This window comes from Streptomyces sp. NPDC006450, assembly GCF_040612195.1.
GTDB lineage: Bacteria > Actinomycetota > Actinomycetes > Streptomycetales > Streptomycetaceae > Streptomyces.
The window spans coordinates 49,649-75,798 of sequence record NZ_JBEXPT010000010.1 but is presented as its reverse complement, the minus strand read 5'-3'; the positions used below and the strand labels follow the sequence as shown (position 1 = coordinate 75,798).

General features: G+C 71.7%; 27 protein-coding genes and 1 tRNA gene. 15 read left to right on the top strand and 13 right to left on the bottom strand.

Annotation, left to right across the window (positions count from 1 at the left end):
- Positions 1-33 precede the first annotated feature (33 nt).
- Both ABZY57_RS06635 and ABZY57_RS06630 read right to left on the bottom strand, forming a co-directional pair.
- Positions 34-840 carry a phosphatase gene (locus ABZY57_RS06635; RefSeq protein WP_356508797.1) on the bottom strand — a complete coding sequence of 269 codons (807 nt, stop codon included), beginning with the start codon at positions 838-840 and terminating at the stop codon, positions 34-36.
- Positions 841-896: 56 nt separating this feature from the next.
- On the bottom strand, positions 897-1,475 hold the full coding sequence (locus tag ABZY57_RS06630; protein ID WP_356508795.1) for a TetR/AcrR family transcriptional regulator: 579 nt from the start codon (positions 1,473-1,475) through the stop codon (positions 897-899).
- A 100-nt stretch (positions 1,476-1,575) separates the two neighbouring features.
- Between ABZY57_RS06630 and ABZY57_RS06625 the strand changes: the two genes are divergently transcribed.
- From ABZY57_RS06625 to ABZY57_RS06600, 6 genes are all read left to right on the top strand, one after another.
- On the top strand, positions 1,576-3,192 hold the full coding sequence (locus ABZY57_RS06625; protein ID WP_356508793.1) for a carboxyl transferase domain-containing protein: 1,617 nt from the start codon (positions 1,576-1,578) through the stop codon (positions 3,190-3,192).
- Positions 3,193-3,208: 16 nt separating this feature from the next.
- Entirely contained in the window at positions 3,209-5,326 is a 2,118-nt protein-coding gene (locus tag ABZY57_RS06620) for a biotin carboxylase N-terminal domain-containing protein (RefSeq protein WP_356508791.1), read from the top strand.
- Complete coding sequence (locus ABZY57_RS06615) at positions 5,323-6,255, top strand: hydroxymethylglutaryl-CoA lyase (RefSeq protein WP_356508789.1); 933 nt, start codon at positions 5,323-5,325, stop codon at positions 6,253-6,255. The genes ABZY57_RS06620 and ABZY57_RS06615 overlap by 4 nt, the downstream gene beginning before the upstream one ends.
- Positions 6,256-6,263: 8 nt before the next feature.
- On the top strand, positions 6,264-7,424 hold the full coding sequence (locus tag ABZY57_RS06610; protein WP_356508787.1) for an acyl-CoA dehydrogenase family protein: 1,161 nt from the start codon (positions 6,264-6,266) through the stop codon (positions 7,422-7,424).
- 125 nt (positions 7,425-7,549) lie between these two features.
- On the top strand, positions 7,550-8,590 hold the full coding sequence (locus ABZY57_RS06605) for an ABC transporter substrate-binding protein (protein WP_356508785.1): 1,041 nt from the start codon (positions 7,550-7,552) through the stop codon (positions 8,588-8,590).
- A 90-nt stretch (positions 8,591-8,680) separates the two neighbouring features.
- Entirely contained in the window at positions 8,681-9,637 is a 957-nt protein-coding gene (locus tag ABZY57_RS06600; protein WP_356508783.1) for a siderophore-interacting protein, read from the top strand.
- Between the two features lie 35 nt (positions 9,638-9,672).
- Here the strand turns inward: ABZY57_RS06600 and ABZY57_RS06595 are convergent, their stop codons facing one another.
- A complete protein-coding gene (locus ABZY57_RS06595) occupies positions 9,673-11,274 on the bottom strand; it encodes a beta-N-acetylhexosaminidase (protein ID WP_356508781.1) in 1,602 nt (533 codons plus the stop codon).
- A gap of 52 nt (positions 11,275-11,326) precedes the next feature.
- Here ABZY57_RS06595 and ABZY57_RS06590 point away from each other — a divergent pair, with 52 nt between their 5' ends.
- From ABZY57_RS06590 to glmS, 3 genes are all read left to right on the top strand, one after another.
- Positions 11,327-12,253 (top strand): DUF4429 domain-containing protein, encoded by a 927-nt coding sequence (locus tag ABZY57_RS06590; RefSeq protein ID WP_356508779.1) that lies wholly within the window; start codon positions 11,327-11,329, stop codon positions 12,251-12,253.
- A 107-nt stretch (positions 12,254-12,360) separates the two neighbouring features.
- Complete coding sequence (locus ABZY57_RS06585; protein WP_214951593.1) at positions 12,361-12,636, top strand: hypothetical protein; 276 nt, start codon at positions 12,361-12,363, stop codon at positions 12,634-12,636.
- Between the two features lie 89 nt (positions 12,637-12,725).
- On the top strand, positions 12,726-14,543 hold the full coding sequence (glmS, locus tag ABZY57_RS06580) for a glutamine--fructose-6-phosphate transaminase (isomerizing) (protein WP_356508777.1): 1,818 nt from the start codon (positions 12,726-12,728) through the stop codon (positions 14,541-14,543).
- 106 nt (positions 14,544-14,649) lie between these two features.
- Here the strand turns inward: glmS and ABZY57_RS06575 are convergent, their stop codons facing one another.
- Complete coding sequence (locus tag ABZY57_RS06575; RefSeq protein WP_356508775.1) at positions 14,650-15,216, bottom strand: acetate uptake transporter; 567 nt, start codon at positions 15,214-15,216, stop codon at positions 14,650-14,652.
- Between the two features lie 99 nt (positions 15,217-15,315).
- Positions 15,316-15,846, bottom strand: a complete 531-nt coding sequence (locus ABZY57_RS06570; protein WP_214951587.1) for a universal stress protein — start codon at positions 15,844-15,846, stop codon at positions 15,316-15,318.
- Between the two features lie 447 nt (positions 15,847-16,293).
- Here ABZY57_RS06570 and ABZY57_RS06565 point away from each other — a divergent pair, with 447 nt between their 5' ends.
- The 4 genes from ABZY57_RS06565 (at position 16,294) to ABZY57_RS06550 (ending at position 19,041) form a co-directional block, all read left to right on the top strand.
- Positions 16,294-16,641 carry a hypothetical protein gene (locus ABZY57_RS06565; protein WP_356508773.1) on the top strand — a complete coding sequence of 116 codons (348 nt, stop codon included), beginning with the start codon at positions 16,294-16,296 and terminating at the stop codon, positions 16,639-16,641.
- Between the two features lie 376 nt (positions 16,642-17,017).
- Positions 17,018-18,187 carry a helix-turn-helix domain-containing protein gene (locus tag ABZY57_RS06560; RefSeq protein WP_243337100.1) on the top strand — a complete coding sequence of 390 codons (1,170 nt, stop codon included), beginning with the start codon at positions 17,018-17,020 and terminating at the stop codon, positions 18,185-18,187.
- An 82-nt stretch (positions 18,188-18,269) separates the two neighbouring features.
- Positions 18,270-18,872, top strand: a complete 603-nt coding sequence (orn, locus tag ABZY57_RS06555; protein WP_356508771.1) for an oligoribonuclease — start codon at positions 18,270-18,272, stop codon at positions 18,870-18,872.
- Between the two features lie 96 nt (positions 18,873-18,968).
- A tRNA-His gene (locus ABZY57_RS06550) sits at positions 18,969-19,041 on the top strand.
- A gap of 49 nt (positions 19,042-19,090) precedes the next feature.
- Here the strand turns inward: ABZY57_RS06550 and ABZY57_RS06545 are convergent.
- From ABZY57_RS06545 to ABZY57_RS06535, 3 genes are all read right to left on the bottom strand, one after another.
- Positions 19,091-19,411, bottom strand: coding sequence for a hypothetical protein (locus ABZY57_RS06545; RefSeq protein WP_356508769.1), 321 nt, complete (start codon positions 19,409-19,411; stop codon positions 19,091-19,093).
- Entirely contained in the window at positions 19,408-19,674 is a 267-nt protein-coding gene (locus ABZY57_RS06540) for a hypothetical protein (RefSeq protein WP_356508767.1), read from the bottom strand. The genes ABZY57_RS06545 and ABZY57_RS06540 overlap by 4 nt, the downstream gene beginning before the upstream one ends.
- A gap of 84 nt (positions 19,675-19,758) precedes the next feature.
- The gene (locus ABZY57_RS06535) at positions 19,759-20,628 is read right to left on the bottom strand and encodes an NAD(P)H-binding protein (RefSeq protein ID WP_356508765.1); all 870 of its coding nucleotides are present in this window, start codon (positions 20,626-20,628) and stop codon (positions 19,759-19,761) included.
- Positions 20,629-20,732: 104 nt separating this feature from the next.
- Between ABZY57_RS06535 and ABZY57_RS06530 the strand changes: the two genes are divergently transcribed.
- Positions 20,733-21,251: a MarR family transcriptional regulator gene (locus ABZY57_RS06530; protein WP_356508763.1), complete on the top strand. Its 519-nt coding sequence runs from the start codon at positions 20,733-20,735 to the stop codon at positions 21,249-21,251.
- A gap of 139 nt (positions 21,252-21,390) precedes the next feature.
- Positions 21,391-22,737: an MFS transporter gene (locus ABZY57_RS06525; protein WP_356508761.1), complete on the top strand. Its 1,347-nt coding sequence runs from the start codon at positions 21,391-21,393 to the stop codon at positions 22,735-22,737.
- Here the strand turns inward: ABZY57_RS06525 and ABZY57_RS06520 are convergent.
- The 5 genes from ABZY57_RS06520 to ABZY57_RS06500 form a co-directional block, all read right to left on the bottom strand.
- Positions 22,652-22,954, bottom strand: coding sequence for a hypothetical protein (locus tag ABZY57_RS06520; protein ID WP_356508759.1), 303 nt, complete (start codon positions 22,952-22,954; stop codon positions 22,652-22,654). The two genes, ABZY57_RS06525 and ABZY57_RS06520, sit on opposite strands and share 86 nt — an antisense overlap.
- A gap of 78 nt (positions 22,955-23,032) precedes the next feature.
- Entirely contained in the window at positions 23,033-23,707 is a 675-nt protein-coding gene (locus ABZY57_RS06515; RefSeq protein WP_356508757.1) for an NAD(P)-binding domain-containing protein, read from the bottom strand.
- Positions 23,708-23,887: 180 nt separating this feature from the next.
- Positions 23,888-24,529, bottom strand: a complete 642-nt coding sequence (locus ABZY57_RS06510) for a disulfide bond formation protein B (RefSeq protein ID WP_356508755.1) — start codon at positions 24,527-24,529, stop codon at positions 23,888-23,890.
- A gap of 11 nt (positions 24,530-24,540) precedes the next feature.
- Positions 24,541-24,705: a DUF5993 family protein gene (locus ABZY57_RS06505; RefSeq protein WP_356508753.1), complete on the bottom strand. Its 165-nt coding sequence runs from the start codon at positions 24,703-24,705 to the stop codon at positions 24,541-24,543.
- A gap of 68 nt (positions 24,706-24,773) precedes the next feature.
- Entirely contained in the window at positions 24,774-26,150 is a 1,377-nt protein-coding gene (locus ABZY57_RS06500) for a HAMP domain-containing sensor histidine kinase (protein WP_356508751.1), read from the bottom strand.

Sequence of the window (26,150 nt, the reverse complement as noted above, 5' to 3'; positions counted from 1 at the left end):
CCACCCGCAGCCACACCGACGCACCCGGCAGGGTTACAGCAGGCCCGCCCCCGCGAGGAGGTACGCGACCATCGGGTCGTAGAAGCGGGGGTCGCGGACGTGGTCGTCCAGGGGAACCGCCACCTGGAGGGTGCCTTCGGCCTCGGCCAGGAAGAGCGCGGGGTCGTTGCAGTCGGCGTAGCCCACCGCGTCCAGCCCGCGCTGCGCCGCGCAGCCCGCCCAGCCGTGGTCGGCGACGACCAGGTCGGGCTGGGGGCGGCCCTGGGCGGCGAGTGCGTCGAGGATCGCCGCCATCGGCTGCGGGGAGTGGGTGTGCCAGAGCGTCGCACCGCGTTCCAGGACGGCCACGTCCGCGAACTGCCACACCGAGCCCTCGTCGGCGACCAGCCCCTGCGGGACCACCACGATCTCGCAGCCCGCCGCCCGCAGCGCGTCGGCCGTCGCACGGTGCACGTCCAGCAGCCCGCCCGGGTGCCCGGTGGCCAGCAGCACGCTCTGCCGGTCCAGCGCGGCCTTGCGCAGTCGCGCGGCCATCCGGTCCAGGGCGGCCACGGTCAGTTCGGGGTCGATCGTGTCCTGGCCGAACCGGTGGGTCGCGTCGTCCACGACGCCGCAGCGCTCCGCCATCACCGCGAGCACGTCCTGCTCGTCCGTCCAGCGGTCGCCCAGCTCCAGGCCGAGCCAGTAGTGCCGGTCACCGTTGGCGAGCTTGCGGTAGTGGGAGAGGTTGTTGTCGCGCGGGGTGGCCACGTCCCCCGCGATCCGCGTGCGGACCAGGTGGTCGAGGAGTTCGGCTCGGCTGGGGACAGGCGTCTCTATCGGCTTCGGCATGCGGCCCATTCTGCCGCCGCGTGCCCGGAGCCGTCCCTTCCATCCCGACCCGCGGACGCGCCGTGTCACCCCGACAGCGCCCCGAAGGCTCCGTTCGCGAGCCGTCGCAGCAGCGACTCCGTCGCGTCCCGGCCGACGACGGCCAGGTGCGGGGTGGAGTTCAGCAGGCCGAAGACCGCGTGCACGGAGACGCGTACCTCCGCCTCGCCCACCTCGGGGTGCAGCTCCCGTACGACGTCGACCCACAGCTCGACGTACTTGCGCTGGAGCTGCCGCACGAGCTTGCGGTCGGCTTCGCGCAGCCGGTCCAGCTCGCGGTCGTGGAGGGTGATCAGCGCCCGGTCGTCGAGCGCGAAGTCGATGTGGCCGTCGATGAGGGAGGCCAGTACGCCGGACGGGTCGCCGGCGGCCTCCTCCACCCGGCGGCGGCCGCCCGTGAGCAGCCGTTCGCTGATGCCGACGAGCAGCTCGGCGAGCATCGCGTCCTTGCCCGCGAAGTGCCGGTACAGGCCGGGGCCGCTGATGCCCACCGCGGCCCCTATCTCGTCCACGCCCACGCCGTGGAAACCGCGCTCGGCGAAGAGGCGCGCAGCCTCGCCGAGGATCTGCTCGCGCCGGGTCGGGGCGGCTGCTCTGGTGCTCATGGGAATCCATTCTAGACAGGGCCGTTAGCGGTCGTTAACCTAAGTCCCACATGCGTTAACGCTCATTAACAAGAGCGCACCGAGCAAGGGAGCTCGACCGATGCAGCAGGCACCAGTGCTGACGAGCGCCGCCGACCCGGCGTCCGATGCCTGGCGGGCCAACGAGGCCGCCCACCGTGAGCTCTCCGACGGCCTGCGGGCCCGGCTGGAGGCTGCCCGGCTCGGCGGCGGCGAGAAGGCCCGCGCCCGCCACACCGCCCGCGGGAAGCTGCTGCCGCGCGACCGCGTGGACGCCCTCCTGGACCCCGGGTCCCCCTTCCTGGAGCTGGCCCCGCTGGCCGCCGAGGGCATGTACGGGGGCGCGGCCCCGGCCGCCGGGGTGATCGCCGGCATCGGCCGGGTCAGCGGCCGCGAGTGCGTCGTCGTCGCGAACGACGCCACCGTCAAGGGCGGCACGTACTACCCGATGACCGTCAAGAAGCACCTGCGCGCCCAGGAGGTGGCACTGGAGAATCGTCTCCCCTGCCTCTACCTGGTCGACTCGGGCGGCGCCTTCCTCCCCATGCAGGACGAGGTCTTCCCCGACCGGGACCACTTCGGCCGCATCTTCTACAACCAGGCCCGCATGTCGGGGGCCGGCATCCCGCAGATCGCCGCCGTCCTCGGCTCCTGCACGGCGGGCGGCGCGTACGTACCGGCCATGAGCGACGAGGCCGTCATCGTCCGAGGCCAGGGCACGATCTTCCTCGGCGGCCCGCCGCTGGTGAAGGCCGCCACCGGCGAGGTGGTCACGGCCGAGGAGCTGGGCGGCGGCGAGGTCCATTCCCGGACCTCGGGGGTCACCGACCACCTCGCGGAGGACGACGCCCACGCGCTGCGGATCGTACGGAACATCGTGGCGACCCTGCCCGAGCGCCAGGCCCTGCCCTGGTCGGTCGAGGCCCCCGAGGAGCCCAAGGTGGACCCGTACGGGCTGTACGGCGCGGTGCCGGTCGACTCCCGCACCCCGTACGACGCCCGCGAGATCATCGCCCGGATCGTGGACGGCTCCCGCTTCCAGGAGTTCAAGGCGGAGTTCGGGCAGACCCTGGTCACCGGCTTCGCCCGGATCCACGGCCACCCGGTCGGGATCGTCGCCAACAACGGCATCCTGTTCTCCGAATCGGCCCAGAAGGGCGCGCACTTCATCGAGCTGTGCGACCAGCGCGGCATCCCGCTGCTCTTCCTCCAGAACATCTCCGGCTTCATGGTCGGCCGGGACTACGAGGCGGGCGGCATCGCCAAGCACGGCGCCAAGATGGTCACGGCCGTGGCCTGCACCCGGGTCCCGAAGCTCACGGTGGTGGTCGGCGGCTCGTACGGCGCGGGCAACTACTCGATGTGCGGGCGGGCGTACTCGCCGCGGTTCCTGTGGATGTGGCCCAACGCCAAGATCTCCGTGATGGGCGGCGAGCAGGCGGCCTCCGTCCTGGCGACGGTCAAGCGCGACCAGATCGAGGGCGCGGGCCAGGAGTGGCCGGCCGAGGACGAGGAGGCCTTCAAGGCCCCGGTCCGGGCCCAGTACGAGGAACAGGGCAACGCCTACTACGCCACGGCGCGGCTGTGGGACGACGGGGTCATCGACCCGATGGAGACCCGGCAGGTGCTGGGACTGGCCCTGACCGCGTGCGCGAACGCCCCGCTGGGCGACTCGGGCTTCGGCATCTTCCGTATGTGACGTGAGGACCTCACTGATGTTCAGCACTGTTCTGGTCGCCAACCGGGGCGAGATCGCGGTCCGCGTCATCCGCACCCTGCGGGAGCTCGGCATCCGTTCCGTGGCCGTCTTCAGCGACGCCGACGCGGACGCCCGGCACGTACGGGAGGCCGACACGGCCGTCCGCATCGGCCCGGCGGCGGCCGCCGAGAGCTACCTGTCGGTGGAGCGGCTGCTCGACGCGGCGCGCCGCACGGGCGCCGAGGCCGTCCATCCCGGCTACGGCTTCCTCGCGGAGAACGCCGCGTTCGCGGCCGCCTGCGCGGACGCGGGCCTGGCGTTCATCGGGCCGCCGGCCTCGGCCATCTCCCTGATGGGCGACAAGATCCGCGCCAAGGAGACCGTCAAGGCCGCGGGCGTGCCCGTGGTCCCCGGCTCCTCCGGCAGCGGGCTGTCCGACGCCGAACTGGTCGCCGCCGCCGAGCAGATCGGCATGCCGGTCCTGTTGAAGCCCTCGGCGGGCGGAGGCGGCAAGGGCATGCGGCTCGTACGGGACTCGGCGCTGCTGGGCGAGGAGATCGCGGCGGCCCGCCGCGAGGCGCGGTCCTCCTTCGGCGACGACACGCTTCTGGTGGAGCGCTGGGTGGACCGGCCCCGGCACATCGAGATCCAGGTGCTGGCGGACGCGCACGGGAACGTGGTCCACCTCGGGGAGCGCGAGTGCTCGCTCCAGCGCCGCCACCAGAAGGTGATCGAGGAGGCGCCGTCGGTCCTGCTGACGCCGGAGCTGCGGGCCTCGATGGGAGCCGCGGCGGTGGAGGCGGCGCGGTCCTGCGGATACGTCGGCGCGGGGACGGTGGAGTTCATCGTCCCGGGCCACGACCCCGCCTCGTACTACTTCATGGAGATGAACACCCGGCTCCAGGTGGAGCACCCGGTGACCGAGCTCATCACCGGACTGGACCTGGTGGAGCAGCAGCTCCGGGTCGCGGCGGGCGCGGAGCTGGGCTTCGCCCAGTCGGAGGTCCGCCTGACCGGGCACGCCATCGAGGCCCGCGTCTGCGCCGAGGATCCGGCGCGGGGGTTCCTGCCCTCCGGCGGCATGGTGCTGGCACTGTCGGAGCCGGACGGCGGCTCCGTCCGTACGGACTCCGGGCTGGTCGCGGGCGTCGACACGGGGTCCACCTACGACCCGATGCTGTCGAAGGTCATCGCCTACGGGCCCGACCGGGCCGCGGCCCTGCGGGTGCTGCGGGGCGCGCTCGCCGACACCGTGATCCTGGGCGTGCAGACCAACACGGGCTTCCTGCGGAGGCTGCTCGCGCACCCGGACGTGGTGTCGGGCGACCTGGACACGGGGCTGGTGGAGCGGGACCTGGGCGAACTCCTCCCCGAGGGGGTGCCTGCGGAGGTGTACGCGGCTGCGGCCCTGCTCTCCGCCCCCCACCCCACCCCTTCCCGAAAGCCTGCCGGGGGCTGGGTCGACCCGTTCGACTCCGCCAGCGGCTGGCGCCTGGGCGGCACCCCCGCCTGGACGGTCCACCACTTCCGCCTTCCGGGCCAGGACCCGGTGACGGTCCGCACCCGGCCCGCCGGAACGGGCCCGGACACGGAGCTCCTGCTGGACGGGGACGGCTCCGTGGCGCAGCCGAATCCCGCACGCGACGGCCGCGGTCAGGAAAATCCGGCCACGCCGGCGTTCGGGGCGCGGGGTCTGGGGAGCCCCAGCACCCCGGCCCGGGGCCGGATCGTGTCCCGCACCCCCGACCACCTCACGGTCGAACTCGACGGCGTCACGCACCGCTTCGCCCACGCCGCCTCCCCCGAAGGGACCTGGCTCGGCCGCGACGGCGACTCCTGGCACGTGCAGGCGCACGACCCGGTCGAGGCGAACCTCCGCGGCGCGGGACGCAGCGGAGCCGACACCCTCGCGGCCCCGATGCCCGGGACCGTCACCGTCGTCAAGGTCGCCGTCGGCGACAAGGTGGCCGCCGGGCAGAGCCTGCTCGTCGTCGAGGCCATGAAGATGGAGCACGTCATCTCCGCCCCGCACGCCGGCACCGTCAGCGAACTCGATGTCACCCCCGGTACCACGGTCGCCATGGACCAGGTCCTGGCCGTGGTCACCCCGGACGAGGAGGACGAGGGCCGATGAACGGACTCCCGATGAGCTTCGCGGACGAGGGCCTCCCGGCCCGGGTCCGGATCCACGAGGTGGGCGCCCGGGACGGGCTGCAGAACGAGAAGACGACCGTCCCCACCCACGTCAAGGCCGAGTTCGTGCACCGGCTGGCGGCCGCCGGGCTCACCACCATCGAGGCCACCAGCTTCGTGCACCCCCGGTGGATCCCCCAGCTGGCCGACGCCGACGAGTTGTTCCCCCTCCTCGCCGACGTACAGGCCGCGCTGCCGGTCCTCGTCCCCAACGAGCGCGGCCTCGACCGCGCGCTCGCGCTCGGTGCCACCCGGATCGCCGTGATCGGTTCGGCCACCGAGACCTTCGCCTCCCGCAACCTCAACCGCACCGTCGCCGAGTCCCTCGCGATGTTCGAGCCCGTCGTGGCCCGCGCCAAGGAGCACGAGGTGCACGTCCGCGGCTACCTCTCGATGTGCTTCGGCGACCCCTGGGAGGGGCCGGTCCCCGTCCACCAGGTGGTCGGCGTCGCCAAGGCCCTCCTGGACCTCGGCTGTGACGAGCTGAGCCTCGGCGACACCATCGGCGTCGCCACGCCGGGGCACGTGCGGACCCTCCTCTCCGCGCTCGACGCGCAGGGCGTGGGCACCGACCGGATCGGCGTGCACTTCCACGACACCTACGGCCAGGCGCTGTCCAACACCCTGGCCGCGCTCCAGCACGGCGTGACCACCGTCGACGCCTCCGCGGGCGGCCTCGGCGGATGCCCGTACGCCAAGAGCGCCACCGGCAATCTCGCGACCGAGGACCTCGTCTGGATGCTCGACGGCCTCGGCATCGAGACCGGGGTCGATCTTGCCGCCCTCACCGCCACGAGCGTGTGGATGGCCGAACAGCTGGGGCGTCCCAGCCCCTCCCGTACCGTCCGCGCCCTCTCCCACAAGGAGTAACGAAGACCATGGCCCTCGACCACCGGCTCACCCCCGAGCACGAGGAACTCCGCCGCACCGTAGAGGCGTTCGCGCACGATGTGGTGGCGCCCAAGATCGGCGATCTGTACGAGCGGCACGAGTTCCCGTACGAGATCGTCCGCGAGATGGGCCGCATGGGCCTGTTCGGCCTGCCCTTCCCGGAGGAGTACGGCGGCATGGGCGGCGACTACCTCGCCCTCGGCATCGCCCTGGAGGAGCTGGCCCGCGTCGACTCCTCGGTCGCCATCACCCTGGAGGCCGGCGTCTCGCTCGGCGCGATGCCGCTCTACCTCTTCGGGACCGAGGAGCAGAAGCAGCAGTGGCTGCCGAGGATGTGCTCCGGCGAGATCCTCGGCGCCTTCGGCCTGACCGAGCCCGGCGCGGGCAGCGACGCGGGCGGCACCCGTACGACCGCCGTCCGGGACGGCGGCGAGTGGGTGATCAACGGCTCCAAGTGCTTCATCACCAACTCCGGTACGGACATCACCGGTCTGGTCACCGTCACGGCCGTGACGGGCCGCAAGGCGGACGGCCGCCCCGAGATCTCCTCGATCATCGTCCCGTCCGGCACCCCGGGCTTCACGGTGGCCGCCCCCTACTCCAAGGTCGGCTGGAACGCCTCGGACACCCGCGAGCTGTCCTTCGACGGCGTACGGGTCCCCCTCGCCAACCTGGTCGGCGAAGAGGGCCGCGGCTACGCCCAGTTCCTGCGGATCCTCGACGAGGGCCGCGTGGCCATCTCGGCACTCGCGACGGGCCTGGCGCAGGGCTGCGTGGACGAGTCGGTGAAGTACGCCAAGGAGCGGCACGCCTTCGGCAAGGCGATCGGCGACAACCAGGCCATCCAGTTCAAGCTGGCGGACATGGAGATGCGCGCCCACATGGCCCGGATCGGCTGGCGCGACGCGGCCTCCCGGCTGGTGGCCGGGGAGCCGTTCAAGAAGGAGGCGGCCATCGCGAAGCTGTACTCCTCCACGGTGGCCGTCGACAACGCCCGCGACGCCACGCAGATCCACGGCGGCTACGGGTTCATGAACGAGTACCCGGTGGCCCGTATGTGGCGCGACTCGAAGATCCTGGAGATCGGCGAGGGCACGAGCGAGGTGCAGCGCATGCTGATCGCCCGTGAGCTGGGGCTTTCCGCCTAGCGGCAGTCGGTGGTGCGGTGCGGGGCCCTTCGCGAGGAGGGCCCCTTGCCGTTTTCAGCCAAGGTTAGGCTAACCTTCCCATCGAACGTCCGAGCCACGCAGTACGCACGAAAGTGGACATCGCCATGCCCAAGTCCCGCTCCTCCCTCCTCACCCGCCGCGGTCTCATCGCGGCAGGCGGCGCCCTCGGCCTCGTGGCCGCGCTCACCGCCTGCGGTGGCAGCGACTCCGCGAAGGACGGGTCGGGCGACAAGGGCACGGGCGCCGCGGCCTCGGGGCCCTGGAGCTTCAAGGACGACATGGGCAAGGACGTCACCGCCAAGTCCACGCCGAAGAACATCGTCGCCTTCACCGGCACCGCGGCCGCGCTCCACGACTACGGGGTCGACGTCAAGGGCGTGTTCGGCCCCACGAAGACCGCCGACGGCAAGGCCGACGTGCAGGCCGGCTCGATGGACATCTCCAAGGTCGAGATCATCGGCAACGTCTACGACGAGTTCAACGTCGAGAAGTACGCGGCCCTGCAGCCCGACCTCCTGGTGACCAACACCTGGGAGAAGGACAGCTACTGGTACGTGCCCGAGGCCTCCAAGGACAAGATCCTCAAGCTGGCCCCGGCCGCCGCGATCGGCGTGGGCGGCGACGTCAGCATGGACAAGGCCCTGGCCCGCACCGCGGATCTCGCGAAGTCCCTGGGCGCCGACCTGAACGACAAGAAGGCCGTCGACGCCAAGGCCCGCTTCGAGGCCGCCTCCGCGAAGCTCCGCGAGGCCACGAAGGCGAACCCGGGCATCAAGGTGCTCGTCGGTTCCGGCGCCGCCGACCTGTTCTACGTCTCCACCCCGGCCACCTCCGCCGACCTGAAGTACTTCCAGTCCCTCGGCGTCGAGTTCGTCGTCCCGGACAAGGTCGAGGGCGGCTTCTTCGAGAGCCTCAGCTGGGAGAACGCAGGCAAGTACAAGGCCGACGTGGTCCTCCTCGACAACCGCACCGGCACGCTCCAGCCGGCGGACCTGAAGGCCAAGCCGACCTGGGCCGAGATGCCCGCCGTCAAGGCCGGCCAGATCACCCCCCGCGTGACCGAGCCGATCTACTCCTACGAGAAGTGCGCGCAGATCGTCGAAGAGCTCACCAAGGCCATCCAGAACGCCAAGAAGGTCAGCTGACCCCATGCCGTCCGGCCCCGGCGCCTCACCCAGGCGCCGGGGCCTTCTGCTTCGCCCGTCATCGCACCCATCCCAGGGGGGACCCTCCGCATGACCGCCCACGCCGGCACCGGCACCGCCTCCGCAACCGCTGACGCCACCGCCACCGCCACCGCCACCGCGCCCGATGAAGCGATCCCGCACTTCCGGTTCTTCGAGCTCGAAGTGCTCCGCACGCGCCGCCTCGGCCACTCCTTCCTGCGGATCACCTTCGGCGGCGCATCCCTGGCGGACTTCCGCTCGGGCGGCTACGACCAGAGCCTCTCCCTCTTCCTGCCGCCCGTCGGCCGGGAGCACACGGTGATGCCGTCCACGGGCGAGGACACCTGGTTCGCGGACTGGCGCGCGATGCCGGAGGAGGAGCGCCCGGTGATGCGCTCGTACACGGTCCGCGAGCAGCGCCGGACCCCCGCCGGCGTGGACGAGGTGGACATCGACTTCGTCCTGCACGGCACCACGTCCCCCGCCTCCGCCTGGGCGGGCCGCGCGGTGACCGGCCGCCGGATCATGGCCATCGGCCCGGCCGTCGCGGAGAACAAGTCCGTACGATTCCAGCCTCCGGCCGCCACCGACGCGATCTTGATGTACGCCGACGAGACCGCCCTGCCCGCGGCCGCCGCCATCCTGGACCGGCTCCCCGAGGGGACCCCGGTCAGGGCCTGGTTCGAGGTCCCGCACGAGGACGACCGGCTCTACCTGCCGACGTCCGCCGGCGCGGACATCACCTGGGTCGTACGGGAGCCGGGCGCCGGGCGGGAACGCACCGACCGGGTGCTGGAGGCGCTCCGGGCGGCCGAACGGCCCGCCGCCGGAGCCACGTACGCCTGGCTCGCCGGCGAGTCCGCGACGATCCGGGCGGTCCGCAGGCACATCGTCCAGGACTGCGGCGTCGACCGCCGCGCGGTCCGCTTCACCGGCTACTGGCGCCTCGGCGCGAGCGAGGAGCAGCTCCTCGCGGAGGCCTACGCCGGCCAGGCCCCCGACGAGGAGCCGACGGCCGCGCTCTAGCGGCCGCGGCGGGCCCCGCCGAGCTGGAGACGGCCCTAGCGCCAGGGCACGTCCGGCGCCCGGTGGTAGGCGACGTCCTGGGCGGCCAGGCGCGGGCCCTGGGCGGCCAGGCGGAGCCGGTAGGAGGTCCAGTCGCGCGCGGCGGCCGGGGACCAGCCCAGTTCCGCGAGGCCCAGGACCCTCGGGAAGGCCATGTACTCGAGGTCGGGGCGGGTCGCGATCGTCTCCGTCCACAGCGGGGCCTCCACCCCGAGGACCGCGGACTCCGGGAGACCCGTCATATAGGTCCCCGGGTCCCAGTCGTAGGACCGGCGCACCGGTACGTACCCGGCCCAGGCCAGCCCCGGCTTGGTCTCCTTGTCGTACTTCATGTCCAGGTAGAGCCGGTCCGCCGGGGACAGGATCACCGGGTTGCCCGCCTTGGCCGCCGCGATCACTCCCGCCTTCTCGGAGGCCGCCGTGCGGTCGTGGCCCCAGTACTGGAGCACCGCCCCCGGCGCCGGCCGGGCCGCCGCGAGCTGGTGCCAGGCCACCACGGTCTTGCCGTGCTTGGCCACCACCGCCTGCGCCCGGTCCATGAAGGCCGCGTAGTCCGCCGCGGGCGTGGAGTGGGCCTCGTCGCCACCGATGTGCAGGTATGTGCCCGGGGTCAGCTCCGCGAGCTCCCCCAGCACCTGGTCGATGAACTCGTAGGTGCGCTCCTTGCCCACGCACAGCGAGCTGAAGCCGACCTTGGTCCCGGTGTAGTGCTCGCGCGCCTTGCCGTCGCAGTTCAGCTCCGCGTAGGCGGCCTGCGCGGCGTTCACGTGGCCGGGCATGTCGATCTCCGGGACCACGTCCACGTACCGCTGCGAGGCGTACGCCACCAGGTCCCGGTACTCGTCCTTCGTCCAGTGCCCGCCGGGTCCGCCGCCGACCTCGCTCGCGCCCCCGTACTCCGCCAGCCTCGGCCAGGAGTCGATCGCGAGGCGCCAGCCCTGGTCGTCGGTCAGGTGCAGGTGCAGGGTGTTGACCTTGTACTGGGCGAGCTGGTCGACGTACCTCTTGACCTGCTCCACCGTGAAGAAGTGGCGGGCCACGTCCACCATCGCCCCCCGGTACGCGAAGCGCGGCGCGTCGGTGACCGTGCCGCCCGGCACCGTCCCCGGACCGGACACCGGCAGGAGCTGGCGCAGCGTCTGGCCGGCGTGGAAGAGGCCCGCGGGCGTGCGGGCGGTGAGGGTGACCCCGCCGGGCCCGGACTCCAGCCGGTAGCCCTCCTGCCCCGCACCCTCGGCCTCCTCGTCGATGCGCAGCCGGATCCCGTCGCCCTCGACGCCGTCGACCACGGGCAGCGGCAACCCGCTGGGGCCGCGCAACTGCTCGGCGAGGAGTTCGCCGACCTTGCGGACCTCCTCGCCGTCGGCCCGGCCGGTACGGATGACCGTGCCCGGGCCGAAGGCGTACCCCGGGCCTTCGGCCCGTGCGGAGACGGGCTCCGGCAGGAGCCGTTCGTAGGGCGCGAGCGCCGCGGGCGGCTCGTCAGCTACTCGACGGGGTCGGGCGTCGTCCCCCCTCGCGGCGCTGCTGCAGGACGCGGCCGCGGGGACGGCGGCGAGGACGAGGAGGGCGGCGAGCATGCGTCGCGGGACTCTCATGAGCATAGGTATAGGCCAACCGGGCCTCTGGGGCCGATGCGAGAATCCAAGGATGGCGGAAATCATCCAGAAGGACGGTACATGGACCTTCGACGGGGACGCGGTGCGCATCGTGCCGGGCCGCGACAAGGGGGTGGGCCTGCTGCGCCAGACGCTGGGCGAGGTGCTCGTCCCGCTGCGCGCGCTGGCCGGTGTCTCCTACGAACCGGGGCGCAAGGCGGGCCGGCTGCGCCTGCGGCTGCGTGACGGCGCGGACCCGCTGCTCCAGGTGACGGGCGGGCGGCTGCCGGAGGCCTCGGACCCGTACCGGCTGACGGTCGAACCCGACCGCGGCGGGGTGGCGGAGTACTTCGTGGACGAGGTCCGCAACGCCCTGCTGCTGGACCAGGTGGATGCCGGGCCCGCCGACTCCTATCTCCTGCCGGGTCCCGCCGTGCCGATCACGGTCGGCGCCGGCGACGGGACGGTGGCCTTCGACGGGGACCGGGTGACTCTGGACTGGAACTGGACGACGGAGGAGGCGAAACGGTCTGGCGGGGCCCGGGAGTTCAGGGTCGCGGACCTGCGGTCGGTGGAGTGGGCCCCGTCCCGGGGACTGGAGAACGGGTGGATCCGCTTCGCCCTGGCCGGCGCCGGCCAGAGCTCGGCGCCGAAGTACGACCCGCACACCGTGGAGCTGTTCGGATTCAAGAAGGACCCCCTGATGGCGCTGGTCGCGGCGGCCGTAGCGGTCCGGATGCCGCATCCGGCGGCGCCCGCGTCCTCGCCCCCTCCCCCGGCCGAGCTCGCGTCCGGGGTCTCGGCTGAGCCGGAACGCGGGCCGGAGCCCGGCCCGGCCCCCGCCCCGGCCCCCGTCCCGGCCGACGACCACGACGCCCTGCTGCGCCGGCTGCGCGAGCTGGGAGAGCTGCACCAGGCGGGGATCCTCACGGCCGAGGAGTTCGCGACGGCGAAAGCGGCGATTTTGGGTCGTTTCTAACCGCCAAAGACCGGAAGTAACCCTTCCTCTGGTCCAGACCAGCGCGATCCTGCCCGATTTCGGGCAGGATTTTTGCGTTCTTCGGCTCGTACCGCCAATATCAACGGATGCCCGACCGCCGCCCGTCGCACGACGACCTCGTCGACCACTTGGTGCGCAGCACCTCGCTCCAGCGGGGCGAAGCCGCCCGAGTGGTGCTCGACGTGCTCGCGTACTTCGACGAGAGCACCGAGGAGTTCGTCCGTCGGCGCCACCGTGAGCTCCAGTCCGGGGGCGCGGTCAACGCGGACATCTTCGAGCGGATCGCGGCCGAACTGCCGCACCGCGCCGTGGCGCCGCCGGAGCTCTCGCTCCGGCAACTGCGCCGCATCGTCTACGGCTGAGTCCCGGCCGAGCCCCACCCCCGCCAACGCGCGGGGACGGGGCAGGGGCAGCGGCAAGAGCAACCGAACTTCAGGAGGGGAAAGACCTTATGTGCGGAATCGTGGGTTACATCGGCAAGCGTGACGTGGCACCGCTGCTGCTGGAGGGCCTGCAGCGACTGGAGTACCGCGGCTACGACTCCGCGGGCATCGTCGTCAACAGCCCGAAGGCCGCGGCCCTGAAGGTCGTCAAGGCCAAGGGCCGCGTACGGGAGCTGGAGTCCCGGGTACCCAAGCGCTTCGCCGGCACCACCGGCATCGCCCACACCCGCTGGGCCACCCACGGCGCCCCGAGCGACCTCAACTCCCACCCGCACCTGGACGCCGACAACAAGGTCGCCGTCGTCCACAACGGCATCGTCGACAACGCCTCCGAGCTGCGCGCCAAGCTGGAGGCCGACGGAGTCGTCTTCCTCTCGGAGACCGACACCGAGGTGCTCGTCCACCTCATCGCCGGCGCCCAGGCCGACACCCTGGAGGAGAAGGTCCGCGAGGCGCTCAAGGTCGTCGAGGGCACCTACGGCATCGCCGTCATGCACGCCGACTTCCCCGACCGCATCGTCGTGGCCCGCAACGGCTCCCCGGTCGTCCTCGGCATCGGCGAGAAGGAGATGTTCGTCGCCTCGGACATCGCCGCGCTCGTCGCCCACACCCGCCAGATCGTCACCCTCGACGACGGCGAGATGGCGACCCTGAAGGCCGACGACTTCCGGACCTACACCACCTCCGGTACGACGACCACCGCCACGCCCGAGACCGTGGAGTGGGAGGCCGCCTCCTACGACATGGGCGGCCACGACACGTACATGCACAAGGAGATCTCCGAGCAGGCCGACGCGGTCGACCGCGTCCTGCGCGGCCGGATCGACGACCGCTTCAACACCGTCCACCTGGGCGGCCTGAACCTGGACCCGCGCGAGGCGCGCGGCATCCGCCGGGTCAAGATCCTGGGCTGCGGCACCTCGTACCACGCCGGTCTGATCGGTGCGGGCCTCATCGAGAGCCTGGCCCGCATCCCCGCCGACGCCGAGCCGGCCTCGGAGTTCCGCTACCGCAACCCGGTCGTGGACCCCGACACCCTCTACATCGCGGTCTCCCAGTCCGGTGAGACGTACGACGTGCTCGCGGCCGTGCAGGAGCTCAAGCGCAAGGGCGCCCGCGTCCTCGGCGTGGTCAACGTGGTCGGCTCCGCGATCGCCCGCGCCGCCGACGGCGGCGTGTACGTGCACGCCGGCCCCGAGGTCTGCGTCGTCTCCACCAAGTGCTTCACCAACACGGTCGTGGCCTTCGCGCTGCTCGCCGTGCACCTGGGCCGCATCCGCGACCTGTCCGTCACCGACGGCAAGCGGATCATCGACGGCCTGCGCAAGCTGCCCGCGCAGATCCAGGAGATCCTGGACGGCGAGGAGGACATCAAGAAGCTGGCCGCGGAGTACGCCGAGGCCAAGTCGATGATGTTCATCGGCCGCGTCCGGGGCTACCCGGTGGCCCTGGAGGCCTCCCTGAAGCTCAAGGAGATCTCCTACATCCACGCCGAGGCGTACCCGGCCTCCGAGCTCAAGCACGGTCCGCTCGCCCTCATCGAGCCGTCGCTGCCGACCGTCGCGATCGTCCCGGACGACGACCTGCTGGAGAAGAACCGCGCGGCGCTGGAAGAGATCAAGGCCCGCAGCGGCCGGATCCTGGCGGTCGCCCACACCAAGCAGGAGAAGGCCGACCACACGATCCTCGTGCCCAAGAACGAGGACGAGCTGGACCCGATCCTGATGGGAATCCCGCTGCAGCTGCTGGCGTACCACACGGCCCTGGCCATGGGCCGCGACATCGACAAGCCGCGTAACCTGGCGAAGTCCGTCACGGTCGAGTAGGTCGCACGGATCGCACACGCGAGGAAGGCCCCCGGGGATCCCCCGGGGGCCTTCTCGTGTGATGCGCGGTGCGTGGTGCCGCGGTGTGCGCGTGGTGCGCGGTCCGTCAGGTCGCGGCGACCGCGCCGCGCGAACGCTTCCCGAGGGACATCGGCCAGCTCGCCAGCGCCGCGGTGGCCCCGTACCAGGCCAGCAGTCCGCAGAGCGCCGCCACCCAGCCGGCCGCCTTGGCCAGCCCGTCGCTCTCGGCGAAGGTGCCTATCGCCAGGAGCAGCAGGGAGAGGGTGAACAGGCCGTACACGCCCTGACCGAACAGCCCGCCCGAGGCCGCGGCGGTGAGGGTCAGTGCCAGCATGGCGAACAGCACGAGGAACATTCCGGCCGCGTCCGCCGAAACCTTTGCGTCGGCGCCGTTGGCCCAGATGAACCAGAAGGTGCCGATGCCCGCGAAGGCCGTGCCGTTGAAGCCGTTGCCGCCGCGGTACTCGAGGACTCCGAGGACGAACAGGGCGAGTCCGCCGAGGTACATCGCCAGCGCCACGGAGTTGGCCGCGGTCACACCGTCGATGATGCCGGTGTTGCCGATACCGAACGCGAGAAGGGTGAGGCCCAGGGCGATGTGCCCGAGGGCCGAAGTCGAGGCCGTGCTTCCCGCAGAGACACCATTGTCCACGGCGGGCTCCCTTCGATCTGCAGTTGTTTGCTGCGTCCCAGCAGCCTTTATCTACCCCTTACATGGGGGTGTACAACCGCACAATCGACATACAGTCGGTTACGGGATGACAACAACCGGTCGCTGCGCCCGCTTCGCCAGCCGGCCCGCCACGGACCCGAAGATCCGGCCGACGATGCCGTGCGTGGATCCGACCACGATGGCGTCCGCCGAGTACTCCCGGCCGACCTCCTCCAACTCGTGGCAGATGTCCCCGCCCCGCTCGACGAGGATCCAGGGAACCTCGGACAGGTAGTCCGCGCAGGCCAGCTCGAGCCCCAGCACCTCGGTGCGGTGGTCCGGCACGTCCACGAAGACCGGCGGCTCGCAGCCCGCCCACACGGTGGTGGGAAGCCGGTTCGCGACGTGGACGATGATCAGACCGGATCCTGAGCGACGGGCCATGCCGATCGCGTACGCGAGAGCGCGCTCACTGGACGTGGATCCGTCGAAGCCCACCACGACCCCGTGCCGGAAGGCCGGGTCGCAGGGATGACGTGGTTGTTCCACCGCGCGCAGGTCGGCCGATTCTGGGTCGGCGAGGCGTTTGCGCTTGCGGTCCGCGGGTTCGGAGAATTCGTGACCGGCCATGGATGTCTCGGCGAAGAGGTCCTCAGGGGAAGGGACAAGGGGACGGGGCGCCAATAGGCGGAAGCGACGATTCAAGCGGGACGATTCCAGAAAACGACAACTCAGTGTGACCGAGCTATGTCCGGGAAGCATCTTCCCAAGCCCATACCCACCAGGGTACGGCGACACTCCTGTGCTGCACAGGTCATGCCGCCCTTGGAGAGCGTCCCAGGGAGCATGCCGCAGCCACGCCTCCTTGGCAATGTCCGCTGCTCCCTACAGCCAGTGACGAGGAGCCCCCATCGGGTGTGCGCCACCCGTGCGCGCAGTGACCGAGCCGCGCCGCACGCCGTTGGACACGAGTCCGACCGTCCAGGAAGAGCCCGCAGGGAGCACGCCGTGCCCGGTCATCCGGTTCACCCCGTCCAGCCCGCTCAGTCGCCCGCTCAGCCGACGCAGTCCGTCCACATGCCACCCCCTCCCCTTCACTCGTCCGTGCAGGCCGCTCGACGGCACCACGAGGACCCCGCGGGTGACGTGGTGCGCTGGGCGGCCTTCAGCTGCCTGCTCGTCCCCGTGGTCCTCGTCGTCTACGGGACCTCCTTCGGCGGGGCCGCCGTCGCCACCCTGGGCCTCGCGGCCGTCACGGCGGCCTGCCGGGTGCTGTTGCGCCACTCCGAGCGGACGGAGCGGAATGCCGCCCGGGTCCACGCCGAGGACCGATTGACGCCTGCGCATCGGGGCCGGCACTCGCGCGCCGGGGCCGGAAGCCCTCGCGGATGTCAGGTTTCCTCTGGGATGTCCCCTCAAGACTGACTTATTCGCACATCCACACCCGCATGTTTTCAGCCAACTTCCCGGCAGGTCACCCCCCTTGCCGGAATGTCCCCCCACCCCCCTCACCATCAGCGACTACGGCGCCACAGGGGGTCCTTGACCCTACGAGTACTGGCCATGGCCGGACAGTGTGCTTCCCACCCGGGTAGCGGAGTGGAACGCTTCCTGATCGAATGCTTTTCGCCAAGTTGCCAAGTCGACATAGCGCTGCGTGCTGAACTTGTCACGCCGACACCACGGGACGCAGTAGATTCGATCATGTATTTACGGCGGGGGAGCCACGTGCAAGGCCGAGGGGATACGTGCAGGTGCGACCAGACCAAGGAGTCGCGACACCCAAGGGGGGCTTAGCGCCATGAGCCAGGATTCCACCGCCGTCGTCGTTGACGGCAGGAAGCTCGCGGGGCGTCGCCGCAGGGAGATCGTCGCGGTGCTGCTCTTCAGCGGCGGACCGATCTTCGAGAGCTCCATTCCACTTTCCGTGTTCGGCATTGACCGGCAGGACGCGGGAGTTCCACGCTACCGATTGCTCGTGTGTGCCGGTGAGGACGGTCCACTGCGGACCACCGGCGGACTCGAGCTGACCGCGCCATACGGGCTGGAGGCGATCGCCCGGGCAGGCACGGTCGTCGTTCCCGCGTGGCGTTCCATCACCTCACCGCCGCCGCCGGAGGCGCTCGACGCGCTGCGTCTGGCGCACGAGGAGGGGGCCCGGATCGTCGGACTGTGCACGGGGGCATTCGTGCTCGCCGCCGCCGGTCTGCTGGACGGCCGGCCCGCGACGACGCACTGGATGTACGCGCCGACGCTGGCCAAGCGCTACCCGTCCGTCCACGTCGATCCGCGCGAGCTGTTCGTCGACGACGGCGACGTGCTGACGTCCGCGGGCACCGCGGCCGGAATCGACCTGTGCCTGCACATCGTGCGCACGGACCACGGCAGCGAGGCGGCGGGAGCACTGGCCCGCAGGCTCGTCGTCCCGCCGCGCCGCACGGGTGGCCAGGAACGCTACCTCGACCGGTCGCTGCCGGAGGAGATCGGCGCCGACCCGCTGGCCGAGGTCGTCGCCTGGGCACTGGAGCACCTCCACGAGCAGTTCGACGTGGAGACGCTGGCTGCGCGCGCCTACATGAGCAGGCGCACCTTCGACCGGCGGTTCCGCTCGCTCACCGGCAGTGCGCCGCTGCAGTGGCTGATCACCCAGCGGGTGCTTCAGGCGCAGCGGCTGCTGGAGACCTCCGACTACTCGGTCGACGAGGTCGCCGGACGCTGCGGGTTCCGCTCGCCGGTCGCGCTGCGCGGGCACTTCCGCCGCCAGCTGGGGTCCTCCCCGGCCGCCTACCGCTCCGCCTACCGGGCCCGGCGCCCGCAGGCCGACGTGGTCCAGGTGGCTCAGCTGTCGGATTCGCCGGTCCCGCACCAGCGCACTCCGCAGCCGCAGCGGGCTGCCGCGGCACTGGCCGCGTCCGGTCCCACGGTGACGGAGCTCTACGCCCCGGGCCGGGTGCTGCGCGAGCACGCGTAGCAAGGTCCTGTGAAGGTCCCCCGCACCAGTGGTCACCTCTGTGGTCACCGATGCGGGGGACCTTCCGCATAAGGTGGGACGCATGAACGATCGCATGGTGTGGATCGACTGCGAGATGACCGGGCTCTCGTTGACGGACGACGCACTTATCGAGGTGGCCGCACTGGTCACCGACTCGGAGCTCAACGTGCTCGGCGAAGGCGTGGACATCGTGATCCGCCCGCCGGACGCCGCCCTGGAAACCATGCCCGACGTCGTGCGCGAGATGCACACGTCGTCCGGCCTGCTCGACGAGCTGGCCGGCGGGACCACCCTCGCGGATGCGGAGGCACAGGTCCTGGCCTACGTACGGGAACACGTGAAGGAACCCCGCAAGGCCCCGCTCTGCGGAAACACGGTCGGCACCGACCGCGGCTTCCTGCTGCGCGACATGGCCGCGCTGGAGGGCTACCTGCACTACCGGATCGTGGACGTGTCCTCGATCAAGGAGCTGGCACGCCGCTGGTACCCGCGCGCCTACTTCAACAGCCCGCCGAAGAACGGCAACCACCGGGCGCTCGCGGACATCAAGGAGTCCATCGCCGAGCTGCGCTACTACCGGGAGGCCGTCTTCGTACCGCAGCCCGGGCCGGACTCGGACACGGCGCGCACCATCGCCGCCAAGCACGTCGTCCCCGACGCCTAGCACCCACCGGAGAGGGGTGCGGGAAAAGGAGGGAGCGAGCACCCTCCCGGACCCTGTACCCTTTTCTTCGGCCGGTCGGTTTTCCGACCGGACATGGTGGGTGTAGCTCAGTTGGTAGAGCACCTGGTTGTGGTCCAGGTGGCCGCGGGTTCAAGTCCCGTCACTCACCCTGTGGGAAGGCCCCGATCCGCGAGAGCGGATCGGGGCCTTCCGCGTTCTCAGAACAGCAGGTTGTACTCGGCGAAGCCGGTACCGAGGACACCGACCTTCACCCGCGAGCCGAACGGCTGCGCCGCGATTCCCGTGCCCCGGTAGTCCCACAGCTTGCCCTCGGCGTCCCGCCCCACGAGCCGGAAACGCTGGGTCACCGGGATCGTGCTGCCGACCATGAAGTCGGATGCCTTCTGCGGGTTGCCCGTGCCCCACTCGTAGACCTCGTAGGTCGCGGTGCTCCGGAGCTTCCATGCCGGCGCAGCGGCCTCGGCCGCCAGTTCGTAGGTGATCGTGTAGTCGCCCGGCGCCGAGATCTCGCACCTCACGTCCTGACCGTAACCGAGCCCGCCGCGTCCGACCTGCGGGAACTGATGGGTTTCGACCCCGCGGTCTGCGCCTCCTTGATGCCCGCGCCGATGCTCGCGCCGCGCGGCACGTAGACGAGGCCGTAGCCCGGCATCAGAGCCACATCTCTGACCGGGTCGAAGGAGAACGTCGGGTCCCCGGTCGCCATGGCCGTTCCCGCGCCCGCGACACCACCGGTGACGAGCAGCGCAACCGCGACACCAGCACCCAAAAGCCTTCGCATGTTCCCCCCTTGCAAATCGATCAATCGGCGGACGCCAGCACGCACCATCGCCGACGGACACGGTCGGGGGCCACCCTGGATCGCCTACACCCGGAAGGCGTCCGCATGGTCCGCCGACCAAGTCTCGAAGGTGCGCGGCGCGTGCCCGGTGAGCCGCTCGAGGTCGCCGGTGAGGTCGACCGGGAGGCCGTCCGAGGCGGACCAGAAGTCGAGCAGGGCCTCCGCGTACGGGCCCGGTATGTAGCCGTCGACCTCAGACTTCCACTGCTCCCGGGAGACGGCCTCGAAGGGTACGGGCTGGCCGAGCGTGGCGCCCAGTATGGCCAGTTGGGCGGCGAAGGTCAGCGTCCGCGGGCCGGTCAGGGTGTACGCGCGACCGGCGAGCGAGGTGTCGGTGAGGACCGCGAAGGCGGCTTCGGCGAGGTCGGTCTCGTGGACCGGGTCGCTGTACGCACCCGGGTACGGCAGATGGACCGGGCGGCCCGATGTCATCGCCCAGGCCCAGCCGAGGGCGTTGCTCGCGAAGGATCCGGGGCGCAGCAGGGTCGTGCGCAGCGGGGAGGCGAGGAGGGCACGTTCCACCGCGAGGTGGGAGGCGGCGAGGGGGCTGTCGGCGGCGTCGGGGGCGAGGACCGAGGAGGAGGACAGGAGGACGACGTGTTCGACTCCGGCGCTGGCGGCCTCCTTCACGAATGCATCGATGGCGGCAGCCTCGGCATAGAGGAATACCGAGCGGACGCCGGCAAGGGCTTCGGGGAAGGTCGCGGGGTCGGTGAGGTCGCAGTGGATGGTGCCTGGTGTGTCCGGCTCACGGGATGCGAGGCGGTGCGGGACGCCGCGGGCAGTGAGGAGGGACGAGAGACCCCGGGCGACGGCGCCTCGGCCACCGGTGACGAGGATCCTCGAGGTGCTCGAGGTGCTCGATGTGTTCGACGCGTGCGAGGTGTTCGACATGGCGGATTCCTGCTCTCCCTGTGTTCTAGACTGGATACGTGACACAGATTCTGCGTGCCGCAACCTCTGCGCCACACAGGTAAATTTGGAGCATGGAGAAGCCGATGTCAACCGATTACGCTCGTTCGAGTGGTGAGTGGTCCCGCGCCGAGCTGCTTGCGCGCATCGTCACCGAGAGCCAGCGGCACTACGCCGACTACTCGCTCTTCAACCAGGCCATGGCCGACCACGTCGGCCTGCACCCCACCGACATGCAGTGCGTCGCCCTCCTCGACATGGAGCCCGAACCGGTCAGCACGGGTGACATCGCCCGCCTCACCGGCCTGACCTCCGGCTCCGCCACCCGCCTCGTGGACCGCATGGTCAAGGCCGGCGTCGTCGAGCGGCACGCCGATCCCAACGACCGCCGCCGTTCCCTCGTCGCTCTCGCCCCCGCCGCCCGCGAACGGATCGGCGCCGCCTGGGAAACCCCGGGCCGTGCCTTCGGCGCCGTCCTGGCGAGCTACTCCGACGCCGAACTGGCCGTCATCGCCGACTACCTGCACCGCGCCGCCGAGGTCGGCCGCGCCCAGGCCAAGCGGCTGACCTCGGGCGACACCGGCGGACACCGCGAGACCGGCTGATACCGAGCGACGCCGCCCGAGATCGGCTGAGACCGGCTGCCACCTTCCGAACCGGCCGCTCCGGCGCTAGCGTCCGCCTCAACGGGCAAAGGCGCGCGCCGGAGAAACGGGAGGGTCGGCGTGCGGCTGGAGGTTGTCCATGCCCACGCCGTCCCCCCAGTCCACGCCCGCGCCCGCACCCGCGCCCGGGCCCACACCCCCACCCACCCCCGCCGGCTTCCGCGGCGTGTTCGCCCTCGGCGGCCGCGCCCTGCCCGTCCACGGTTTCCTCGCCCGGCTCCCCGCCGCACTGTGCCCCATCGGGACGCTGCTGCTCATCAACGAACGCGACGGCATCGGCGACGCCGGGACCATCGCCGCGGCCCTCTGGCTCGGCCAGGCCCTCGGCGGCCCGGTCATCGGCCGGCTCGCCGACCGGCGCGGCCACCGGCCCGTCCTGCTGGCCGCCTGCGCCGCGAACTCCGCCGTGCTCCTGGCCCTCGTCGCCGCCGTCCTCGGCGGGCTGCCGCTCGCCGCCCGCATCGCGCTCGCCGTCGCCGCCGGCCTCACGGCGGCGCAGATCGGGCCGCTGTCCCGGGCCCGGTGGGCGCGGCTGGCCGGAGAGGACGAGGCCCTGGTCGGGGCCGCGCTCTCCTTCGACACCACCCTCGACGAGGTCGGCTTCATGGTGGGGCCCGCGCTGGCCGGGATCCTCGCGGTGACCGTCCACCCCGCGTCGGCGCTGATCCTCGCGGCCGCCCTGGGCCTGGTGTTCGGGACGCTCTTCGCCCTGCATCCGACGGCGCCGGGCCCGACGGGACCGGGCCCGACGGGACCGGGCGCCGCCGCGCGGGGCGACGTACGACTGTGGTCTCCGGGGCTCGCGCTGCTGTTCGTCGTGGCCGTCCTGCAGGGCGCCGCGTGGAGCGGGGCCAATACCGGGGTCAACGCGCTCGCCGTGGCGGTCGGCTCCCCCGGGGCCGCCGGGCTCGTGTGGGCCGCCATGGCCGTGACCAGCTCGGTGGCCGGCTTCGTGACCGTGGCCCGGCCCGGGTCGGCCGGCCTGACCGTCCGGCTGCGCCGGACCATCGCCGCCCAGGCCCTGCTGACGCTTCCGCTGCTCGCCGTCTCCGGCCTGTGGGGGGCGGCCCTCGCCGTCTCCGGCATCGGCCTGGCCGTCGCCCCGCACCTGATCGCGCTGTTCGGCCTCGTGGAACGGGCCGGTCCCGCGCGGCGGATGGGCGAGGCCATGACCCTGGCCGGCAGCGGTCTGATCATCGGCCAGGCACTGGCCGCGGCGGCCTCCGGTCCGCTCGCCGCGGCCTACGGCCACCGGGCGGCCTTCGCCGTCTCGTGCACGGCCGCGGCCGCCTCCGCGGTGCTGGCGTGGGCGGCTGCCGACCGGGTGCTGGGGCCGGGGATCAGCTCGGCGAGGACTTCATCGCCGCCAGACCCTTCGCCAGGTCCTCGGCGTTCATCACCGGGCCGACCTCCAGCTCGGCGTTGAACTGCAGGAACATGTCCTCCACCAGGGAAGGCATCTGGGAGCTGTCCTGCAGGTCGAAGACCATCCAGCAGGACCGGACACCCTCGTGGAGGCCGAAGTAGGCGGCCTCCGGCTCCACCGTTTCCATGAGCTTCTTGATGGCCGCGGGAAGGGCGCCGCTCTTGATGCCCTCGTTCGTCGCCGCCGTGTCAAAGTGGGCCCTGAGCATGACTCTCATGCGCGGCTCCTTTCCTCACGGCCACCCTGGGCGCGGGCGCGGGGGGCGGCAACATCTCCGCCTCCGTCCGGGCGCGGGCTACTCCGTCCGGTTCGCGCCCTGGATGTGGAAGTTGAAGTCCGTGTGCCCGAGGGACCCCATCAGCCGGAGCCAGATGGGCAGCAGCATCTCCGTGCCGCGCGCCGTCTCGATGCCGCCCAGGTCGATGACGGTGTGCTCGCGCCAGTCGAAGGAGTACAGGAGCTCCCGTACGGCCTTCTTGGCCTCGGCGTCCTCACCCGACAGGAACACGGTGTGGTCGCCGGGGACCCTGGCCGGGTCGACCATGACCTGGCAGTTCATCGTGTTCAGCGTCTTGACCACGCGCAGCCCCGGGAAGGTCCGCTGGATCAGCTCGCCCAGACTGTCGCTGTCCACCGGTTCGAGGCCGGGCGGGAACCCGCGGGAGAAGTCCAGCGGGTTCGCGATGTCGATCAGGATCTTGCCGTCCAGGTCCGCGGCGTCGGCCTCCCTCAGGGCGGCCACGCTGACCTGCCCGCCCGTGGCGTTGACGAGCGTCTCGCCGACCCGCGCCGCCTCCGCGAAGGGGGCGAGGCCCGCCTCCGGATGGGCCTGCTGCCACCCGGCGTACTCGGTGCGTTCGAGGGTGGCCCCGGGGTTCCGGGTGCCGATGACGACCTCGTGGCCGAGGGAGAGCAACCGGGCGGCCACCGTACGGCCGACGATCCCGGTGCCGAGGACTGCGTAGCGCATGACGGCTTCCCATCGCATCGGAAGGAATCAGGGAACAGCGAACGAGCAGGGAACAAGGAACGGGGAACGGGGAGCAACGAACGGGGAATCCAAGAAATCGACGAGAGGAGAAGGGCGCACCCACTCAAGCAGGTCGTCCGGATTCCCGCGCGCGAGGCGTCGACTCCGCGCCAACCTCAACTAGTCCAGGATCCCCACGTCGTAGAAGAACTGATAGCGCGTCGGGTCGTCCGGCAGGAACCAGTGGAAGCCCTCCTCCAGGAACACGGCCACGACGTTCACGGCGATCACCAGCCCCAGGAACCACAGTGCGACCATCCCCGCGGTGCGGTACGGTCCCGGCTCCTGCGCCGGGACGGACCGGTCCGCGGTGGCGTGGGCGAAGGCCAGGACGATGCCGACGGCGACGACCGAGGCCTGGAAGAGGATCCACGCCCAGACGTAGAGGTGCAGGCCGAACACCTCGCTCCCGTACCCCTTGTCGCCCGGCAGGATGTGCAGCATCGTCTGCCGCCACGAGGCGAACGAGCCGGCGATCACGGCGACCAGGGACAGGCCCCAGCCCATCATGTAGTCGCGGCCGGTCACCGCCCCGCGCGACAGTGCCGTCCGGATGATGTGGGCCGCTCCCATCGCCGCCATCAGCATGAACATCCGCTGCACGATGCAGAGCGGGCAGGGGTACTCCCACATCCCGAACTGGTAGAAGAGCCCGCCGCACACCACCCCCGTCCAGCCGATCGCGAAGGCGCACGCGAACCAGAACTGGAACCGGCCCAGCAGGCCGCCCTCCAGCTGTGGCTCCGGGAGGAGGCTGGACATCGCGGCCACGGTCAGTAGCTCAAGGTGAGGGCGAGGCCGCTGGTGATGTGGTGCGCCATCAGCAGGATCACGGCGAGGAGCAAGAGCCACCAGGCGCCGAGCACGACGTACCGCGGGGAGTCCCGGTACATCGCGATCAGCGTGGCGAGGAGGCCGCCGAAGATGAGGGTGTCCATGGCGCGGACCGTACCGACAGGGGGACATACCGGACGCGCGGCGCGCCCCCGCCGGCCGCAGGGTTACCTCAGTTGCGTCGCCGCTTGCGGCGACCGCGTCCGGCGGCGCGGGCGGACCCTCCCCGCGCCCGCCCGTCCAGCGCGATCCACACCCGCACCTCGGTGCCGCCGAGCACGGAACGCCCCAGCCGCACGTCCCCGCCCGTCGACTCCGCGACCCGCCGGACGATGTCCAGTCCCAGGCCCGTGGACCCGTCGCGGCCGCCGTCGTTGCCGCGCCGCAGGGCCGCGTCCGGATCGGCGATGCCGCCTCCCGCGTCCGAGACGAGCACGATGACCGCGTCCCCGGCGTCGTGGACGTCCACCGCGAAGGGGGTGCCCTCGGGGGTGTGCCGGAACACGTTGCCCAGCATGGCGTCCAGCGCCGCGGCGAGCTCCGGCCGGGCCACGGGGATGCGTACCGGACGGTCGACCCCCGCGAGCCGTACCTCGCGGCCCTCGTCCTCCGCCAGCGCCGACCAGAACCCCATCCGGTCGCGGATCACCTCGGAGGCGTCGCAGCCGGCGCCCGGGCCCTGAGCGGCGGCCGGGCGCTGCTCGCGGGCCGTACGGATGATCGTGTCGACCTCCCGCTCCAGCTGCTCCACGGCCGCCCGGGTCTGCTCCGCGGCCGGGCCGTCGCCGAGCGAGGCCGCGTTGAGCCGCAGGACCGTCAGCGGGGTCCGCAGCCGGTGCGACAGGTCGGCGGCCAGCTCCCGCTCGTTGGCCAGGAGTTCCACCACCTGGTCGGCCATCGAGTTGAACGCCACGGCGGCCGACCGGAGTTCCTTGGGCCCCTCCTCCGGGACCCGCGCCCCGAGCCGCCCCTCGCCCAGCCGGTGCGCGGCGTCCGCGAGCCGCTCGGCCGGCCGCACCAGGCGGGCGCCGAGCCGGTCCGCGACCGCCACCGAGCCCACGACCAGGGCGAGGCCGACGCCCGCGAGGACCACCCAGGCGGTGGCGACACCGTTGCTGACCTCGCTCTCCGGAACGAGGATCTCCACGACGGCGATGTCCCCGGAGCCGAGCGCCACGGGCTGGAGCAGCGCGAAGCCGCCGCCCGCGGCCGGGACCGTCGCGGCCCGCCCGATCCGCCGGGTCTCGGAGACGGCCCGCTCCCCGGCCCAGCCCTCGCCGACGTCCACGCGCGGGTCGTCCCCGACGGCCGGCACGTGCACGGCCATCCGCCGGTCGGCGCCCATCTGCGTGGACTCCACGGCCTTCTGCAGCTGCACCGGGTCGGTGGTGATGGACAGCGTCGGCCCGATGGTGGCGGCCTGCCGCTCGGCGTTGGAGAACGCCCGGTCGCTGGCCATCTCCTGGACGACCAGCCCGAGCGGTACCGCGAAGGCCACGACCACCATCACGGTGACCGCGAGGCACACCTTGACGAGGGCCCACCTCAT

Bases quoted from the DNA above. Each gene is read 5' to 3' on its own strand.
- ABZY57_RS06635 (WP_356508797.1), bottom strand. From the start codon at position 840: ATGGGCCGCATGCCGAAGCCGATAGAGACGCCTGTCCCCAGCCGAGCC.
- ABZY57_RS06630 (WP_356508795.1), bottom strand. From the start codon at position 1,475: ATGAGCACCAGAGCAGCCGCCCCGACCCGGCGCGAGCAGATCCTCGGC.
- ABZY57_RS06625 (WP_356508793.1), top strand. From the start codon at position 1,576: ATGCAGCAGGCACCAGTGCTGACGAGCGCCGCCGACCCGGCGTCCGAT.
- ABZY57_RS06620 (WP_356508791.1), top strand. From the start codon at position 3,209: ATGTTCAGCACTGTTCTGGTCGCCAACCGGGGCGAGATCGCGGTCCGC.
- ABZY57_RS06615 (WP_356508789.1), top strand. From the start codon at position 5,323: ATGAACGGACTCCCGATGAGCTTCGCGGACGAGGGCCTCCCGGCCCGG.
- ABZY57_RS06610 (WP_356508787.1), top strand. From the start codon at position 6,264: ATGGCCCTCGACCACCGGCTCACCCCCGAGCACGAGGAACTCCGCCGC.
- ABZY57_RS06605 (WP_356508785.1), top strand. From the start codon at position 7,550: ATGCCCAAGTCCCGCTCCTCCCTCCTCACCCGCCGCGGTCTCATCGCG.
- ABZY57_RS06600 (WP_356508783.1), top strand. From the start codon at position 8,681: ATGACCGCCCACGCCGGCACCGGCACCGCCTCCGCAACCGCTGACGCC.
- ABZY57_RS06595 (WP_356508781.1), bottom strand. From the start codon at position 11,274: ATGAGAGTCCCGCGACGCATGCTCGCCGCCCTCCTCGTCCTCGCCGCC.
- ABZY57_RS06590 (WP_356508779.1), top strand. From the start codon at position 11,327: ATGGCGGAAATCATCCAGAAGGACGGTACATGGACCTTCGACGGGGAC.
- ABZY57_RS06585 (WP_214951593.1), top strand. From the start codon at position 12,361: ATGCCCGACCGCCGCCCGTCGCACGACGACCTCGTCGACCACTTGGTG.
- glmS (WP_356508777.1), top strand. From the start codon at position 12,726: ATGTGCGGAATCGTGGGTTACATCGGCAAGCGTGACGTGGCACCGCTG.
- ABZY57_RS06570 (WP_214951587.1), bottom strand. From the start codon at position 15,846: ATGGCCGGTCACGAATTCTCCGAACCCGCGGACCGCAAGCGCAAACGC.
- ABZY57_RS06565 (WP_356508773.1), top strand. From the start codon at position 16,294: ATGCCACCCCCTCCCCTTCACTCGTCCGTGCAGGCCGCTCGACGGCAC.
- ABZY57_RS06560 (WP_243337100.1), top strand. From the start codon at position 17,018: ATGAGCCAGGATTCCACCGCCGTCGTCGTTGACGGCAGGAAGCTCGCG.
- orn (WP_356508771.1), top strand. From the start codon at position 18,270: ATGAACGATCGCATGGTGTGGATCGACTGCGAGATGACCGGGCTCTCG.
- ABZY57_RS06540 (WP_356508767.1), bottom strand. From the start codon at position 19,674: ATGCGAAGGCTTTTGGGTGCTGGTGTCGCGGTTGCGCTGCTCGTCACC.
- ABZY57_RS06535 (WP_356508765.1), bottom strand. From the start codon at position 20,628: ATGTCGAACACCTCGCACGCGTCGAACACATCGAGCACCTCGAGCACC.
- ABZY57_RS06530 (WP_356508763.1), top strand. From the start codon at position 20,733: ATGTCAACCGATTACGCTCGTTCGAGTGGTGAGTGGTCCCGCGCCGAG.
- ABZY57_RS06525 (WP_356508761.1), top strand. From the start codon at position 21,391: ATGCCCACGCCGTCCCCCCAGTCCACGCCCGCGCCCGCACCCGCGCCC.
- ABZY57_RS06520 (WP_356508759.1), bottom strand. From the start codon at position 22,954: ATGAGAGTCATGCTCAGGGCCCACTTTGACACGGCGGCGACGAACGAG.
- ABZY57_RS06515 (WP_356508757.1), bottom strand. From the start codon at position 23,707: ATGCGCTACGCAGTCCTCGGCACCGGGATCGTCGGCCGTACGGTGGCC.
- ABZY57_RS06510 (WP_356508755.1), bottom strand. From the start codon at position 24,529: ATGTCCAGCCTCCTCCCGGAGCCACAGCTGGAGGGCGGCCTGCTGGGC.
- ABZY57_RS06505 (WP_356508753.1), bottom strand. From the start codon at position 24,705: ATGGACACCCTCATCTTCGGCGGCCTCCTCGCCACGCTGATCGCGATG.
- ABZY57_RS06500 (WP_356508751.1), bottom strand. From the start codon at position 26,150: ATGAGGTGGGCCCTCGTCAAGGTGTGCCTCGCGGTCACCGTGATGGTG.